We start from the raw sequence: 16,072 nt of genomic DNA, 5'->3' as shown, positions 1-16,072 counted from the left end.
ACCTCAGTAAGCCCCGCGGCTCGCCAGCACGGCGGTCACCGTGCGGGCGAGGATCAGCAGGTCCTGGACCATCGACCAGTTGTCGACGTAGTAGAGGTCGAGGCGGACGGTGTCCTCCCACGACAGGTCCGAGCGGCCGGAGACCTGCCACAGGCCCGTCATGCCGGGCAGCACGTTGAGGCGACGGAGCATGTCGTCCTCGTACTGCTCGACCTCGCTGGGTAGGGGCGGGCGCGGGCCGACGAGGCTCATCTCGCCGCGTACGACGTTCCACAGCTGGGGCAGCTCGTCGAGGGAGAAGCGGCGGATGAGCCGGCCCGGCCTGGTCACCCGCGGGTCGTCGGTGCTCTTGAAGAGGACGTGGCCGTCCCGCGCCTCCAGCTCGGCCAGCCGCGCCTCGGCGTCGACGTGCATCGAGCGGAGCTTGAGGCAGGTGAACTCCTCGCCGTCGCGGCCGACGCGCACCTGCCGGAAGAGCGCAGGCCCTCCGTCGTGGAGCCGGATCCACAGCATCAGCCCGAGCAGGAACGGCGAGACCAGCAGCAGGACGAGGGCGGCGCCGACGAAGTCGAAGGCACGCTTGGCGTCGTTGGTCGCGAGCTGCGACCGGGAGCGGCCGAGGTGCATCAGCGGCAGGCCTGCCACGGGCCGGATGCTCACGCGCTCGCTGGAGACGTCGGTGAGGTTGGGCGCGACGATGATCTGCACGTGCTGGTGGTCCTCGAGCTCCCAGGCGAGGCGGCGCAGCTGCGTGGACGACTTCACCGCGCCCGCGGTGAAGAACACGATGTCGGGCGACACCTCGTCGACGATCGAGCGGATGTCGTCGATGAGCCCGAGAACCGGGATGCCCGGGGCGATGGTCTCCGGCCCGGCGTGGACGGGCGGCACGAGGCAACCCATCACCCGGTAGCCGAGCCAGGACTCGCGGGCCAGCACCTTGTGGATCTCGGCGATGTAGATCGGGCTGCCGACCAGCAGCACCTTCTCGTTGAAGTGCCCGGCCGCGCGGAGTCGCTGGATCACCCGGCGCGACCCCAGGCGCCCGACCACGAGCAGCAGCACGCCGATGGTGAAGAAGAGGACGAAGAAGCCGCGGGACAGCGGGTACTGCATGAGGAACGCCATCGTCGCCACGAGCGCGCCGGTGAAGAGCGAGGCGTTGACGACGAGCTTGAACTCCTCGGTGCCGGCGCCGAAGACGGTCCGCTCGTAGGCGCCGTAGATCGCCAGCATGACCAGCCAGGTCGCCACGAAGAAGATGCTGGCGACCGCGGTGTTCTGCAGGACGTCGGTCGCGGTGTCGAAGATCGACAGGGTCAGGCGGAAGCGGATCGCCAGCACCGCGGCCACGCTGATCGTCAGGAAGTCGACCGCACCGACCAGCCAGGGGAGCAGGCGGATGCCCTTGGGTCGCACCTAGCCCACCCTTCCCTCCGCGTCGACGATCGCGCGGATCCGCTCGATGAAGCGAGCCTCGCCGAACTCCTCGGCGCGGGCCCGCAGGACCTCAGGATTCCACGGGTGCAGATCGGCTCGGTCGAGAACCGCGGTGATCGCGTCGGGCTCGGGGTGGTCGAAGAACAGCCCGGTCTCGTGCTCGACGATGGTGTCGAGGTAGCCGCCGCCGCGCAGCGCGATGGTCGGCACGCCGAAAGCTGCCGCCTCGAGGGGAGTGAGCCCGAAGTCCTCGTGGCTCGGCGCGACCAGCACCCGCGCGCGGGCGTACGCCCATCGCATCTGGGCGTCGGTCAGGCCGCTGAACATGCGGACGTTGTCCGGGATCAGGGCGCGCAGGCGCGCCTCCTCGGGCCCGCGCCCGATGATGACGAGGCGGTGCCCGGAGTGGCGCGCCGACTCGATCGCGGCGTCGACGTTCTTGTACGGCAGCAGCCGGGAGACGACGAGCGCGTAGCCGCCCTGCCAGTCCTCCAGCTCCGGGATCGGCTCCTGCGCGGCGCTCGCGTCCATGCTGTGCGGGGCGGGCACGATCTCGGGCTCGATGCCGTACGTCGCCCGGATCCGCTCGCGGACCACCCGCGAGATGGCGAGGTAGCGGTCGGCGGCGCGTGCCGCCTTCTTGTCCCATCGGATCAGCGGCGTCTGCATGGCCATCAGGCCGAGGCCCATCAGCGACTTGTGGGTCGGGCCGCCGAGGTAGCGCTCGCTGTCGTAGAGCCACCGCGCCGGCGAGTAGCAGTAGACGACCGAGCGGCCTCCGATGTCGAAGCCGTGGGCCCAGCCGCTGCTGGACACGATCGTCACGTCGGCGTCGACCTTGATCCGCGACGCGGCAGGTGCCAGCAGTGGGAGGGCGCGCCGGTGGTCGCGCCGCAGCAGCAGGACGCGGTTCAGCGGCGAGGTGACGATGTCGGCGTCGGCGAACTCCGGGTAGGTCCCGTCGGGGTCGTAGAGAGTCGTGTAGACCTTCGCCTCCGGGAACGCCTTCATCAGCGTCAGAACCACGCGCTCCGCGCCTCCGCGCTGCGTGAGGTAGTCGTGGGCGATGGCCACCGTCGGCCGACTCATGGTGCGAGCTCCTCGAGAAGTCGTCGGACCCGCAGCCGACCGGCCTGCGGGGAGTACTCGGCCTCCCAACGCCGTCGCGCCCGATCCGTCACGGCGCGTACGACGTCGTCGGGGGCGGTCAGGGCAAGGTCGATCACCCGAGCGAGGTCGTCGGCATCGCCGGCCCGCGCGACCCACGGGTGGTCAGGCCCCGCGACCTCGGGCAGTGCACCCGCGTCGGAGATGACGAAGGGGACGCCGCTGGCCATCGCCTCGACGACCACGAGGCCGAAGGACTCGGCGACCCGGCTGGGGAAGACGGCCAGGTCGACGCCTGCGAAGAGCTCGGCGGGAGGGATCCGACCGACGAGGTCGGCACGCGAGCCCAGGAGGCGGAGCGCCTGGGAGACGACGACGCGTTGGTCGTCCGGCACCCAGCGGTCGTCCCCGGCGGCCACCAAGCGCGAGGCGGGGTCGACGCGGCGCGACGCCAGTGCGTCGGCCAGCAGGTCGAGGCCCTTGTCGGTGCTGAGCCGGCCGAGGAAGCCGACGCGTAGGTCGCGGACGGGACGGTCCTGCCGCGCGACGTCGTCGGTCCAGTTCGCGAACGCCTGCGCCCCAGGGACGAGGGCGGCCAGGAACTCCGAGGGCACGAGGAGCCGGGTGCTGCCTGCCCGGGCGACCCGCAGCGCCGCCCACTGAGCCCGGGAGCGTGGGAGCTGGTGGAGGTGCACGACCCGGTGTCGGTGGGCCGTCGTTGCGAGCGCGGGCACGAGGCCGTGGCACCACAGCAGCCCGCGACGTTCGTGACGATCCCACGCGCGCAGGCGGTTCACGTGGTCGCGGCGCCCGTCGGCCCGGATGGCGACCACGTCGGCGCCCACGCTGCTCGCCGCGTCGAGGACGTCGGCGGGCACGTCTGGCGCGACGACCGTGACGTCACGGCCCAGCGAGACGAGGACGGCCGCGGTGCGCACGACCATCTCCTCGCCACCGCCGAGGTCGGGGTTGTTGGCCGCGAGGTAGATGCGCTCAGCCATCGGCCATCGCCGCCGGATCTTCGCGGAGGGTGCACCCCAGCGCCACCGCGACGGCGACGGCCATCGGCGTGTCGAGAAGCACCTCGCCGAGCGTGACGGCCATGACAGCCGTCCCGATGAGGGCGGCCTGGGCGCCGGCCGCGGCCAGGTCGCCGCGCCGTGCCTGCTTGGTGAGCCGCAGGAACGCATACACGATCAGGGCGAGGACGAGGATCAGCGCTGGCCAGCCTCCCTCCTGCCGCGTCGCGAGGTAGCTGTTGTGGAAGAAGAACTCCAGGTCGCCGATGCTGACGCGCGCGGTGCCCGGACCGTGCCCGAACCACGGCGCGTCGGCGAGCTGGACCCGCTCCTGCGCGATGATCCGGTCGCGGAGCGCGTCGCTGCCCGACCGATTGGAGAAGGGGCCGTAGAGAACGAGGTCGTCGGGGATGTTGTCGACCACCCAGACCAGGCCGGCTGCCAGCGCGGCACCGCCGAACGCACCGAGCCGTCGGCCGAGGAGGATCCAGACCACGGCGAAGGCGGCCGCGAGCAGGCCGGTGCGCGAGTAGGTGAGCACCAGGCCACCGAGGATCTGGACGGCGACCGCGAGCCGCACCTGCCACCGGTCGTCGACGAAGAAGATGGCGAGCACACCCAGCACGGCGAGGAAGTACGCCCCGGCGTTGGGGTCGGCGAGGAAGCCGGTCAGGCGGCCCGTGTAGCCGCCGTCCGCGCCCACGCCTGCGAGCCCCAGCGCGACCACGGCCGTCAGGCCCGCGGCGAGTCCCGCCCCGACCGAGCGGAGCGAGAGCCGGCCGGTGGCGCCGGCCCAGATGAGGCCGCACATGATCGCGACGTGGCCGACCCGGCGGGTCCAGTCGATGTGGTTGGCCATGCCGGAGTAGACGAGCAGGGCCATCAGGGCGGCGAGCAGCAGGATGCCGACCTCGGGCAGCTTCGCCCCGCCGCGCGCGGGACGCAGCAGGCACAGGCCCACCAGCGCGGCCATGGCGAATTCGTTGACCGGGAAGCCGGCGACCTCCAGCGACCGGAAGGGCAGCACGGACATCAGCGCGAAGTCGGTGATCCGGATCTCGCGGTCGGCGGTGTCGGCCCGCTCGATGGTGCGGTCGGGGAGGTTCCACGGCGAGTCGATGCGGCTCATCGCGCGCCTCCGAGGCCGTCGTACACCTCGGCGATGCGGGCGCACATCCCGGCCACCGTCGGCCAGTCCTCGAGGCCCGGTCGCGCCGCGGGGTCGAGGCCCTGGGTGGCCAGCGCCGCCGCGACCGCGTCCGGGTCGTCGGCGTCGACCAGGCAGCGCGGAGGCAGCTGCTCGGGGTTGCCGCCGACGTCGCTCGCGACGACGCCCAGGCCGCGGGCCGCGGCGTCGAGCAGGGCGTAGGAGCAGTTCTCCCAGATCGACAGCATGGCGAGGACGTCGTGCTCGGCCATGGCCGCCTCGGGGTCGACGAAACCGGGCAGGCGGACGACGTCGCCGAGCCCCAGCCGGTCGACGTGTGCCCGGACGGTGGGCTCCTCCTCGCCGGTGCCGGCGATCGTCAGGCGCGCCTCGGGGTGCTCGCGGTGCAGCACGGCGAAGCCGTCGAGCAGCATGGGCAGCCGCTTCTCCGGGGCGAGCCGCGCCAGGGACAGCACCCGGAGACCGGTGCCCGCCGTGCTCGGGGGGACCGGGTCGACGCCGTTGGGGATCACCACGACCTCGCGGCGTGGGCGCCACTTGTCGGCCATCGCGTCGGCGGTCGCCCTGCTGACGGCGATGACGGCGTCGAAGCGCCGCAGGCGGGCGGTGTGCACGCCCGCCATGACCCGGGCCTTGGCGGCGGACCGGTGGTAGACGAGGTCGTCGCGGGCGATGCCGTGCTCGGTCGTCACCAGCCGTGTGCCGCGCCCGACGGCCAGGGCGGCGACGATGTCGGCGTGCGAGAGGTGGCTGTGCACCACTGCGGGCCGGAGCGTGCGTACGGCATGTCGCAGGGAGGCCACGGACGCGCGGGTGCCGTGGTCGGGGCCGAACGGCTCCACCAGGACGGCCGCGCCGAGGTCGCGCAGGGCGTCGGGCAGGGCGCCGGGCGGGGTCAGGAACACCAGCCGCCAGCCCGGCACACCGGCACGCGCCACGTCGAGGACGTGGCGCGCCACCCCGGCCAGGTTGTTGACCGGCACCACCCACAGGGCGGTGGGTGGGCTCAGAACCATTGCTCCAACCGCTCGAGGGCGACCCAGAAGCCCTCGCCGTCGTTGACGTGTCCCTGCCAGATCTCGGGGATGAAGCTCACCCCGGGCGACATCGCGTCGAGCTGCTGGGCGAGCACCGCCCAGTCGATCTCGCCGTCGCCGACCTGCACGCCCTCGCCGTCGACGCCTGTCGCGTCGACGAGGTGGAGGTGCTCGGTGTGCGGCGCGAGCAGGTCGGTGGCTTCGGCGAACGACATGCCGAGGTAGTTGGCCGACAGCTTCGAGTGCGAGACGTCGAAGCACAGTCGGCGGTCGTAGCGGGCCGCGAACTCGGCGGTGTCGCGCGGGTCGACGAAGAGGTTGCAGTAGAGCTGGCCGCCCATGTACCAGGGGTAGGGCGGCAGGGTCTGCGCGCACAGCCGGACGCCGGAGTCGTCGACGCGGGCCAGGCCCTCGGCGACGCGGGCGTACATCCGCTCCCGATCGGCCTTCGGCACGAACGCGTCGGTGGTGAAGCCGCCGAGGCTGGCCACGATGACCGGCCCCTCGGACGCACCCTTGGCGTCGGCGTGCTGCGTGAAGTGCTGCTGCATCTCGCGCGTCGTGTCGACGACCCGCTGGAGCTCGCGGATGGACCGCTCCCAGTGGGCGTCGTCCTCGGAGGCCAGGTTGAGCAGGAAGTCGCCGGCGAAGAGGTCGGGGGAGTGGGTGGTGAAACCCATCGGCAGGCCGCCGTCGTACGGCGCGAAGACGTCGGCGACGGGCAGGTCGAGGTCCTTGTAGGAGAAGTGGAACTCGAGGAAGTCGGGGGTCGTGTCCTTCGTCATCGCGTCGATGTCGTGGTAGCGGACGGCCAGGCCCCACGGGCGGCGGAAGTCGTAGGCGCGGCCCTTCGGCGCCGCGTCGCCGAGGTCGGTGGCGTAGAAGAAGTCACCGGCGTCCAGTGCGCGGGTCGTGGTGCGCCCGACGAGCTTGTCGTACGCGTTGGGCTGGAGGCCGCGGCCGGGGCTCTTGATGTCGATGTCGGCGTCGGTCAGCACCTCGCCGGCCTCGATGCGCCGGGCCGCGACGAGCGACTTGGCGAGGTTGACGCGGTTCATCATCTCGCCGGTGGAGACGGCGCGGGGTGCGGCGGTGCCGAGGGCCTCCTCGACCTCGCGGACCCGCTGGACCATCTCCTTGAACTCGCCCGGGAGCAGGCTGACCTTGTGGTCGTTGCCCTCGAGGTCGCGGTCGACGGTGAAGTGCTTCTCGATGATGCGGGCGCCGAGGGCGACCGCGGCCACCGGCACGTGGAAGCCGCGCTCGTGGCCGGAGTAGCCGACGGGTGCCTGGGTGAGCTCGGCCAGGCGGGTGAGGTAGGCGAGGTTCACGTCCTTGAAGGGCGCGGGATAGGTCGACTGGCAGTGCAGGAACGCGTGGGCGACGCCGGTGCTGCGGACCAGCTCGACGGTCTCGCGGATCTCTCCCTCGGTCGACATGCCCGTCGAGATGACCATCGGCGTGCCGCTCGCGGCCATGTGGCGCAGCAGCGCGTGGTTTGTCATGTCGGCCGAGGCGACCTTGAGCGACGGGACGCCGTAGTCGACGAGCCGGTCCACGGAGACCGGGTCCCAGGCGGTGCACATGACGTCGATGCCGACGTCGCGGCAGTGGTCGAAGACCTCGAAGAGCTGGTCGGCCTCGAGGTTGTACTTGGCGAGCAGGTCGAGGGTGTACTGCGGCCCGAGGTCCTCGCCGCCCGAGCCCGACGAGCCCTGGCGGTAGAGCGAGTCCATGTCGCGCAGCTGGAACTTCACGATGTCGGCGCCCGACTCGACCGAGAGGTCGACCAGCTGCTTGGCCAGGGACACGTCACCCTGGTGGTTGATGCCGATCTCGGAGATCAGCAGCGTGGGCGCGTCGGCGGCGACGACGTGGCGGCCGATCCGCAGCTCGTCGGCGCGGTTGATCGCGACGGCGACGAGGTGGCCGCGGTCGTCGACGAGCGCGACGTGGTCGATGCCCGAGCCGAAGGCGTGCGAGATCTCGGCCGGGCTGCTGCCGATCGGCAGGCTGCGCGGCGAGGTGTTGGCGGCCTCGATCGCGGGCACGTCGACGGTCAGGCTGGCGGCGCTGCTGACCCAGCGGCGGAAGTCGCCGTCGGACAGGACGCCGTCGAGGTGTCCGTGCGCGTCGACCAAGAAGATCACGCGGGCCTTGTTGGCGGTGATCTTCTCCAGGGCGCGGAGCACCGGGTCGCCCGAGTAGACGACGTACGGCGTGAGGTCACGCTCGATGATCAAGGCGGACGCCTTCCGTGGGTGTACGTACGGCAAAACACTAGCCAGCCGACGCGCGCCGTGGGCGGAGTCCGCTCAACGCACGGTCATCAGGCGCACAGCGAGGGCGACGTCGAGCTCCGTGTCGATGTCGATGCCTTCGTCCTCGTGCATCACGAACAGCCCGATCCTGCCGCCGAGGCGGTTGTCGTGCTGCTCGTAGATTTCGGTGCGGGTGACGTAGAGGGAACCCGTTTCCCGGTAGCGGCGGGTCTCCTCGGTGAGGTCCTGGCGCCGCGGCCGCGCGTCGACGTCGTACGCCGCTGTGGGTGGGTCGCCGGCCTGCCAGATGAACGGCGGCTGCTCGACGACGCCGACCATCGAGTCGACGCCGGTGGCGGTGAACTCGGCCAGGGCGCGGCCGAGGGTGTCGTCGTGCCGCACGGGGGACGTGGCCTGGAGCAGCATCACCGCGTCGGGACGGCCGCGCTCGGCGGTGACCTGCTCGATCGCGTGACGGACGACGGGCTCGGTCGGTGTGGTGTCCTGCGCGAGCTCGGCAGGTCGCAACCAGGGCACGCGTGCACCCGCCGCGCGGGCGACTTCGGCGATCTCCTCGTCGTCGGTGGAGACCAGCACGTCGAGGTCCGGCACCGCCAGCGCCTGCTCGATGGTCCAGACGATGAGCGGCTTGCCGCCGACGTCGAGGAGGTTCTTGCGCGGCACGCCCTTCGAGCCGCCGCGGGCCGGGATCACGCAGAGAGTCATGACGCCGCCGCCAGGACGATCTCCGCGATCCTGCGAGCGGGTTCGATGTCCGGCAGGGCGGGCGCGGGCGTGGGGTCGGAGCCGAGACGGTGCATGCCGTAACGCTCCCAGAACTCGCCGAGCCACGCCGGAGGTCGGGGGAAGTCGACCCACGCATGACGTCCGCGTGCGGCTGCCTCGAGCACACCAGTGGAGAACACGCTGACCACCGGCGCCTCGAGCTCGACGAGCGGGACGCCGGCTCGGTCGACGGTGATCCCCGCGCGCTCGTAGGCTGCGAGCACCGCACGCGACGTGACGTCCCGCTCGCTGGGGTGCGGTCGGTAGACGGCCCCGTGCTCGCGGCACGTCGTCAGGGCTGCGTGGGCGAGGCGGGCGCGCGAGATCTCTGCGGCGTGGCCCTGTCCGAGGTAGGTGAGCGGGCCATCTGCTCCATCGGTCGAGGAGGGCGCCCCGCTCGCCGCTCCCCACATCAGCTGGCTCCCGGTGACCTGCACGTCCACGTCCCGTCGCCCAGACGTCCAGAACGTGCCGTCAGCCTGGCTCCACGCCAGCAGCCGGGCCGCGCGCGGGAGCGGAGGGGCGAACGGGGTCAGCGCTCCGTGCTGGGAGACGAGGAACGGGAGCTCGCGCTCGTCGGCCAGCGCGAAGGCCGCCGCGCCGATCTCCGTGTAGTGGCCCGCAGCGAGGACGACCGACGGGCGGACGAGCTCGGCGAGGCGGTCGAGCGTGACGGTGCTGCGCTGGTGGTCGGCGTACGCGGCCGGCGGCTGCCAGCCGACGGGAGCCACGATCGCCGTGCGGTCCGCGGGCAGGTGGGCGAGCGGGGCCACCACAGCTGCCGCGAAGCTGGCGTGGGCGGCCTCGACGGCCACGAGGACGTCAGCGCCTCCCGCGGGGAGGAACAGGTCCCCCTCGGACGGGGGGCCGGGGCGGAGTCGGGCGCGGGTGGTGCGCACCGCGTGTCGGACGGGGTGCTGCGACTCGTGCCAACGCCGCCAGGCGACGAGGTCGGCGGGGTGCTTCAGGCCGTGTCCCATGCGTCCTCCAACACTGCCGCCCGGTGGTCGAAGGTGTGCTCGGCCAGCGTGCGGGCCCGTGCAGCAGAGCGGATGCCGTCGGCCCAGGCAGCGTCCGTCAGTGCTCGTCGACACAGGTCGACGAGCTCGTCGGTGCCCGACCACGTCAGCACCTCGGTGCCCGGTTCGTAGAGTCCGGCGACGTCCGTGCGATCGATCAGCTGGACGCCCCCGACGCCGGCTGCCTCGAACGTCCGCATCGTGAAGCCGTCCTGGTCGCCGTGCAGGTTGAGGGTCCCGACTGACGCCGCCATGACGTCGTACGCCGCCGCGCGCGACACGTCACGCTCGGCCGGTATGCCTGGGGTGCCGACCCGCCAGGTGCGCAGCCGGTCGACGGGATGGCTGGACCAGTCGCGGCCGTAGGCACGGATCGGCAGGTCGTGGTCGTGGAGCGTGGCCAGCACCGCCTCGCGCGAGGGGTAGCGGGCACCGACGAAGCTGATCTGCGCACTGCGCGACGAGGTGGGCGTCTCGACCAAGTGGTGGTCGTAGGCCAGCGGGAGGTAGCGGGCCGGAAGGCCGTCGGCGACGAAGGTCGCGGCGTCGTCGGGCGAGTACGTGGCGACGGGCCCGATGGAGGCGAGCCGCTCGGTGTCGTAGCGCGTGCGCCGCACCTCGTCGTAGAGCCACGTCACGCGGGGGAGACCGATGATCGACCCCCAGAAGGCTTCACCCAGGGAGTCCCCCTTGACGACCACCACGGCCTGGGGGGATGACCGCTCGACCGCGGACACGGCTTGCGCGGTCTCCTCGCGGCCGAGCCCGCGGAGAGATCCGGCGCCCAGCTTGTGGGGCAGCTGGTGGCGGAGCTGGTGCCAGCCCTTGGCGGCGACGGTGGGGTGGTCGTCGTAGACGTGCGTGCTCACGACGTGACCTCGCGCGGCGAGGGCTCGGGAGATCGCGGAGTGGTAGCCGTGGAAGACCGGGCTGACCAGCAGGACCCGCACGGTCAGCGGCCCGAGCGTCGACGACCGGCGCGCGCCGACGCCTGGAGTGACAGGGCGACCATCTTGTGGGCCACGTAGTGGGGCAGCCGGTCGAGGACGCGATCGAGACCACGACCCGTTGCGTTGACCGTCCGAGCCGTCGCCGCCCGCGAGGCTGCTGACACGAGCAAGTTCCACGCCGAGCGGTCCGTGGTGCTGTCGGGCCACACGTCGCCGTGCTTCTCGACGAACTTGGCGAACGCCGCGCCGGACGCGTACGCCCGGTCCAGCCGTTCGACCGTGCTGGTGACCGGCCCGTGGTGGAGCGTGGTGAACCCCGGCGCGATCAGGATCTCCCGCCCGAGCAGGTGCAGGCGGTAGCCCCACTCGATGTCCTCCCAGCCATAGGCACGGAAGTCCTCGTCGTACCCGCCGACGCGGTGGAAGTCCTCGGCCGTGGTGGAGACGTTGCCCGACCACCACTGCCAGGTGCGCTCCGGCGCAGTGGCGAAGGCGGCCGAGCGGATCGCCTCGTCCGCCTCGATCCCGTACGCGCGGGCGTACGGCGTGCCGGGGAAGACGTCCTGGCACATCGCGATGACTCCGCGCGGTGCCTCGTCATGAAGTCGCGCGTGGTGCTCGACGAAGTCCGGCTCGAGCTCGAGGTCGTCATCGGCGCGGATCAGCACATCGCCCTTGGCGTCGAAGAACCCGGCGTTGAGGGCGGCCGCGCGGCCACGGTTCTCGGGGAACACGATCGGACGCACCGGCAGCTCGTCGGCGTACTTGCGGACGACGGACTCGCTGTCGTCGACGTCGCCGTCGAGGACCACGATCATCTCGACGTCCGACTCCGTCTGCGCGCGCAACGACTCGAAGAGCAAGGGCAGGCGGGACGCTCCACCGCGGGAAGGGACGACGATCGAGGCGCGCATCGTCGACGATCCTAGCCGCGGGTGCCGGAGGTCACCTACAAAGTACCGAGCTCCACGAGGCGGGCGAACTCCTCGTTGCTCTCGCGGAGCTCATCGAAGGTCCCGACCGCGGCCACGCGGCCAGCGGACAGCAGCGCGATCTGGTCGCAGTGACGAACCGTCGACAGCCTGTGCGCGACGATCACAAGGGTGACGTCGCCGTGCAGACCCCGCACGGTCTCGCTGATGCGGTGCTCGGTCTCGTTGTCGAGAGCGGAGGTCGCCTCGTCCAGCACGAGCATCTGCGGGTCCCGGTAGAGGGCGCGCGCGATCCCGACACGTTGCCGCTGACCGCCGGAGAGGCGGGTCCCGCGCTCGCCGACGTGGGTGTCCATGCCGTCGGGGAGTTCGGCGACCAGGTCGGCCAGCTGCGCGTGTGCCACCACCCGTTGCAGCCGGTCCTCGTCGGTCTCGGCCCCGTGCGGGGAGAACGAGATGTTGTCACGCAGTGACCCGTCGAGGAGGAACACGTCCTGCGGCACGACGGCCAGTCCGGCCTGCCACTCGGCGCGTCGCGCGACGATGTCCTGCCCGTCGGCGGTGATGCGGCCGGAGGTCGGCGTCTGGAGGCCGAGGATGAGGTCGACCATCGTGGACTTCCCGGCGCCGCTGCTCCCGACGAGCGCAAGTGACGACCCGGCCCGCACACGCAGGCTGCAGTCGGACAGGACGTCCGCGGTGGCGTCCTCGTAGCGGAAGCTGACCGACGTGAGGCGGAGCTCCTCGTGCAACGGCATGGGCTCGCTGACCTCGAGCCGCGGCGGAGGCGCCGCCCGCATGGCCCTGAGGTCGTCCTCGATGAGGTCGAGCGAAGGACCTCCGGTCCGGATGGTGCCGATCGACGCGACCATGCGCACGGAGCCCGGCATCACCCGGAAGCCGGCGACGGCGAACAGCGCCAGGACGGCCAAAGCCTGGCCCGAGGACTTCTGGGCGAACAGCACCGCCGTCATGGCGCCGATGCCGATCACGAACAGGGTCTCGGTGGCGTACTTCGGGAAGTCCGAGAGGAACGTGATGATCCGACCCTGCATCGCCGAGGCCATCTTGGCCTCGGCATAGCCCTCGACGAAGACGTCCTGCTCGTTGCGCAGCTTGATTTCTTTGATACCGCCGAAGCTCTGGAGCGCGTAGCGCATCGCGATGAGGTTGGCGTCGGTGATCGCCCAGCTCGCGTGCATCATGGTGCGTTTGGTGTAGCGCTGCATCAGGTAGCCGCCCACGCCGAAGATGAGGGCCGCCAGCACGGTGGGTATCGGGGCGGTGAGGAGGAGGGCGATGGTCATCCCCGCCACCGTGACCGCGTCCGTGACGATCGCGACGGCCGGGACGAGGATCAGGCCGAACACGTTGTTGATCGAGTCGTTGACCCGACGCAGCAGGTCGGCGGATCCGCGCTGCACGTGCAGGCTGTAGGGCGCGTGGAGGTAGTAGCGCATCAGCTCGGCCGAGGAGTCGACCATGCGGCGGCTGACGAAGCCGATGGTCCACCAGCGGATCGCCAGGGAGACGACGCTGCGGAAGATGAAGCCGAGTCCGACCGCGGTCGCCAGCACCACGGCCAGGGTGTCGTCACCAGGGTCCCCGAGCAGGTCCCGGATCCGGTCGAGGATCCCGGACGGGACGCCGGTGATCAGCTGCATCAGTGGCACGACAAGGAGCGTCGCGAACACCTCGGCGAGGGAGATCACGATGGATCCTGCCAGCGCAAGGGAGAACCGGCGGGTGGTCCGCCGGTCGAAGAGCCGGAGGGCCCGTCGCACGAGAGTGAGCACGTGATTACCTTCGCGGGTGGCCGTCAGTGACGGCAGTCTAGGAGGATGGTGCCGTGAACTCGGACCGTGTGGTGTCCCGGCTGCGGTCCGCCAAGCATGCCGCGTGGGTCGCCCGGAGGCGCGCGTGGGCGGTGATCGAGCCCGGCGTGGCACCCGCCGTCGACGCCGGCCTCAAGACCTACTCGAGGCTTCGACCCCCGACATCAGAGCATGCCTTGGACGTCCTGCTCGCGCCTGCCCCACGGCGCATCTTCTGCCTGTGGACAGGCGACAACCCGCTGTCCGCCAACCGGACGCGAGCGATGGCGGAGATACGCCGGTGCAACGAGCCCGAGGTCGAGGTCGTCCTCGTCACTCCAGACTCGATCGACGACTGGGTCGTCGCCGGCCACCCGCTGCACCCGGCCTACCAGGACCTTGCCCTGATCCATCGGTCGGACTACCTCCGCACCTACCTGATGCACCACCACGGGGGCGGCTACTCCGACGTCAAGGCGGCTCGCACCTCGTGGGCTCCAGCGTTCGACGCCCTCAACGGGGACCCGCGCGCCTGGCTGATCGGCTATCCGGAGGTGAGCTACCGCGTGGTCGCCCCGGCCCCCACGCCTCTCCACCGCCGACTGCGCGTCCACTACACCCGGTTGATCGGCAACGGCGCCTACATCGTGAAGCCGTCGAGCCCAATGACGGCGGCCTGGTTGGCCGAGGCGGAACGCCGGCTCGACCTCTGGCGTGACGACCTGAGCCGCTTCCCGGGTGACGTGCACTCCGGACCGGACGGCTATCCAGTGCCGTTCTACGGGCTGCTGGGGGAGATCTTCCACCCGCTCTGCCTGCGGTTCCACGATCACGTCCTGCAGGACGCCGCCATCACGCCGCAGCTGCGCGACTACAAGTGAGGTCGGCCGGAGCGCCGGCGCCAGGTGTGCAGAGCGGCTGACCGCAGTCTCTCGCTGCGTCGCTCCTTCACTGCCTGGAGCTGGTTGAGCTGGCTGGCGATGATGCTCGTGGAGTCCTCCGGAAAGCGGGTGACGATGGGGATCCCGGCTTGGAGGATCCGCGCGCGAGTCGCCTCCTGGACGTCCCACGGCACGTGGGTCGTCACCTGTCCGGGCCTGCGGCGGTAGTACAGACCGATCTCCGGAAGGACCCGCACCTCACGGCCGAGGGCGACGACCTTGACCCAGAAGTGCCAGTCCTCGCCCCACCTCAGGTCCTGTGCGTAGCCGCCGGCCTCAGTCCAGTCCGCACGGCGGAACATCGCAGATACGGGCAGCTGGTTGGCGACCAGCCACGCCTCGGGCCGTGGCACGTCCGGATGGATGACACCTGCGTCCGAGCCGAAGAACTCCGTGCCCGCTCCGACGATCCCCACAGCTGGATCGGCGTCCAGCAGACGGCTGGCCTCTCCGGCGTACGCCGGCGCCAACCGGTCGTCGGCATCCAGCGGGAGCACGTGGTCACCGCTCGCGGCGGCGATCGCGGAGTTCCGCGTCGAGGAGACCCCGGCGTGGTCGAGGCAAAGGACCCTCACGCCGAGCTCGTCCAGGGTGTCGAGCTCGCGAAGGGTCGCCGCGTCCGTCGAGCCGTCGTCGGCGACCAGAACCTCGCAGTCGTCGTGGTCCTGGGCGAGGGCGCTCTCGACGGCCTCGCGGAGGTGGGCGCCGTCGTTGAAGCACGGGATGACGATGCTGACCCGCGTCATGCCTGGCGCCCCAGCAGCGGTCGGATGCGAGCCAGGGCGTCGTTCAACCGACCGTAGCGTCGGCGGAATCCGTCGAGGGTCTGCATCTTCAGCTCGAGGTAGTCGGTCACCTCCGCCATGTGGGCGGCGTACAGCTCGGGCTGGTCCCGCATCGCCTGGATCACCGCGTTGCTGGCGGTCCGGCTGTCCATGGAGCGTGTCATCTGGCCCTCGCGCTGTCGGTAGAACCAGACGGTCTCGTCGAGCAGGTGCACTTCGCGGCCGAGCCCGAGGATGCGGAGCCAGTAGATCCAGTCCTCGGCGAACCTGGCCTGCTCCGGGTATCCGCCCACTGCCTCCCAGTCGGCACGCCTGGTGAGCGAGCAGGTGTAGAGGTGGTTCTCGAACAGCATCCCGGCGACCCCGTCGTAGGTCGGTCGGCGACGGCTCTCCTGGATGCCGAAGAGCTCGATCCCGCCACCGACGATGCCGACCTCGGGCCGTTCGTCCAGGACGGCCGTCGCGAGTTCTACGTAGTCCGGACTGATCCGGTCGTCGGAGTCGAGCGGGAGGATGTAGTCGCCCCGGGTGCGGGCGATCCCTGCGTTGCGGGCTGCAGGAAGTCCCCGGTTGGGCTGCCGGTGCACGGCCACGCCGCCCGGCAGCCGTTCCAAGGCTTCCAGGGTTCCCGGGTCGGTCGAACCGTCGTCCACGACGATGACGTCGGCCGCGGGCGTGGTCTGGTTGAGTGCGCTCTGGACGGCCTCGCCGACGAAAGCGCCGTCGTTGAAGCACGGGATGACGATCGAGACACGACCAGATGCTGCGGGCGGCGGCATGGACGCAACACTAGAGGCGTACGACGCGGCGTCG

General features: G+C 71.2%; 14 protein-coding genes. 1 reads left to right on the top strand and 13 read right to left on the bottom strand.

The genetic code is table 11. The features are described 5' to 3' along the window. Positions 1-3 precede the first annotated feature (3 nt). The 11 genes from ACE3QY_RS18215 to ACE3QY_RS18165 all read right to left on the bottom strand — a co-directional run bounded on the left by ACE3QY_RS18215 (position 4) and on the right by ACE3QY_RS18165 (position 13,515). Positions 4-1,419: a sugar transferase gene (locus ACE3QY_RS18215; protein ID WP_374457469.1), complete on the bottom strand. Its 1,416-nt coding sequence runs from the start codon at positions 1,417-1,419 to the stop codon at positions 4-6. After that, the gene (locus ACE3QY_RS18210) at positions 1,420-2,529 is read right to left on the bottom strand and encodes a glycosyltransferase (RefSeq protein WP_374457468.1); all 1,110 of its coding nucleotides are present in this window, start codon (positions 2,527-2,529) and stop codon (positions 1,420-1,422) included. After that, positions 2,526-3,548, bottom strand: a complete 1,023-nt coding sequence (locus ACE3QY_RS18205) for a glycosyltransferase family 4 protein (RefSeq protein WP_374457467.1) — start codon at positions 3,546-3,548, stop codon at positions 2,526-2,528. The genes ACE3QY_RS18210 and ACE3QY_RS18205 overlap by 4 nt, the downstream gene beginning before the upstream one ends. Further along, positions 3,541-4,695, bottom strand: coding sequence for an O-antigen ligase family protein (locus ACE3QY_RS18200; protein ID WP_374457466.1), 1,155 nt, complete (start codon positions 4,693-4,695; stop codon positions 3,541-3,543). Before ACE3QY_RS18200 ends, ACE3QY_RS18205 begins: the two co-directional genes overlap by 8 nt. Then, positions 4,692-5,750: a glycosyltransferase gene (locus ACE3QY_RS18195; RefSeq protein WP_374457465.1), complete on the bottom strand. Its 1,059-nt coding sequence runs from the start codon at positions 5,748-5,750 to the stop codon at positions 4,692-4,694. The genes ACE3QY_RS18200 and ACE3QY_RS18195 overlap by 4 nt, the downstream gene beginning before the upstream one ends. Then, a complete protein-coding gene (locus tag ACE3QY_RS18190) occupies positions 5,741-8,014 on the bottom strand; it encodes an N-acetylneuraminate synthase family protein (protein WP_374457464.1) in 2,274 nt (757 codons plus the stop codon). The genes ACE3QY_RS18195 and ACE3QY_RS18190 overlap by 10 nt, the downstream gene beginning before the upstream one ends. 72 nt (positions 8,015-8,086) lie before the next feature. Next, positions 8,087-8,758: an acylneuraminate cytidylyltransferase family protein gene (locus tag ACE3QY_RS18185; protein WP_374457463.1), complete on the bottom strand. Its 672-nt coding sequence runs from the start codon at positions 8,756-8,758 to the stop codon at positions 8,087-8,089. Continuing rightward, on the bottom strand, positions 8,755-9,798 hold the full coding sequence (locus ACE3QY_RS18180; RefSeq protein WP_374457462.1) for a prephenate dehydrogenase: 1,044 nt from the start codon (positions 9,796-9,798) through the stop codon (positions 8,755-8,757). The genes ACE3QY_RS18185 and ACE3QY_RS18180 overlap by 4 nt, the downstream gene beginning before the upstream one ends. Continuing rightward, positions 9,783-10,787, bottom strand: coding sequence for a glycosyltransferase (locus ACE3QY_RS18175; RefSeq protein ID WP_374457461.1), 1,005 nt, complete (start codon positions 10,785-10,787; stop codon positions 9,783-9,785). The genes ACE3QY_RS18180 and ACE3QY_RS18175 overlap by 16 nt, the downstream gene beginning before the upstream one ends. Positions 10,788-10,789: 2 nt before the next feature. Next, a complete protein-coding gene (locus tag ACE3QY_RS18170) occupies positions 10,790-11,701 on the bottom strand; it encodes a glycosyltransferase family 2 protein (RefSeq protein WP_374457460.1) in 912 nt (303 codons plus the stop codon). Between the two features lie 35 nt (positions 11,702-11,736). Continuing rightward, positions 11,737-13,515 carry an ABC transporter ATP-binding protein gene (locus ACE3QY_RS18165; protein ID WP_374457459.1) on the bottom strand — a complete coding sequence of 593 codons (1,779 nt, stop codon included), beginning with the start codon at positions 13,513-13,515 and terminating at the stop codon, positions 11,737-11,739. Positions 13,516-13,568: 53 nt separating this feature from the next. Between ACE3QY_RS18165 and ACE3QY_RS18160 the strand changes: the two genes are divergently transcribed. Further along, a complete protein-coding gene (locus tag ACE3QY_RS18160; RefSeq protein ID WP_374457458.1) occupies positions 13,569-14,414 on the top strand; it encodes a hypothetical protein in 846 nt (281 codons plus the stop codon). Here ACE3QY_RS18160 and ACE3QY_RS18155 read toward each other — a convergent pair. Both ACE3QY_RS18155 and ACE3QY_RS18150 read right to left on the bottom strand, forming a co-directional pair. Further along, the gene (locus tag ACE3QY_RS18155; protein WP_374457457.1) at positions 14,405-15,220 is read right to left on the bottom strand and encodes a glycosyltransferase family 2 protein; all 816 of its coding nucleotides are present in this window, start codon (positions 15,218-15,220) and stop codon (positions 14,405-14,407) included. The two genes, ACE3QY_RS18160 and ACE3QY_RS18155, sit on opposite strands and share 10 nt — an antisense overlap. Further along, positions 15,217-16,038, bottom strand: coding sequence for a glycosyltransferase family 2 protein (locus ACE3QY_RS18150; protein ID WP_374457456.1), 822 nt, complete (start codon positions 16,036-16,038; stop codon positions 15,217-15,219). Before ACE3QY_RS18150 ends, ACE3QY_RS18155 begins: the two co-directional genes overlap by 4 nt. Between the last annotated feature and the right edge of the window lie 34 nt (positions 16,039-16,072).

Origin of the sequence: Nocardioides sp., from assembly GCF_041913365.1 — a bacterium.
Lineage (GTDB): Bacteria > Actinomycetota > Actinomycetes > Propionibacteriales > Nocardioidaceae > Nocardioides.
This window is presented reverse-complemented; position numbering and strand designations above follow the sequence as displayed.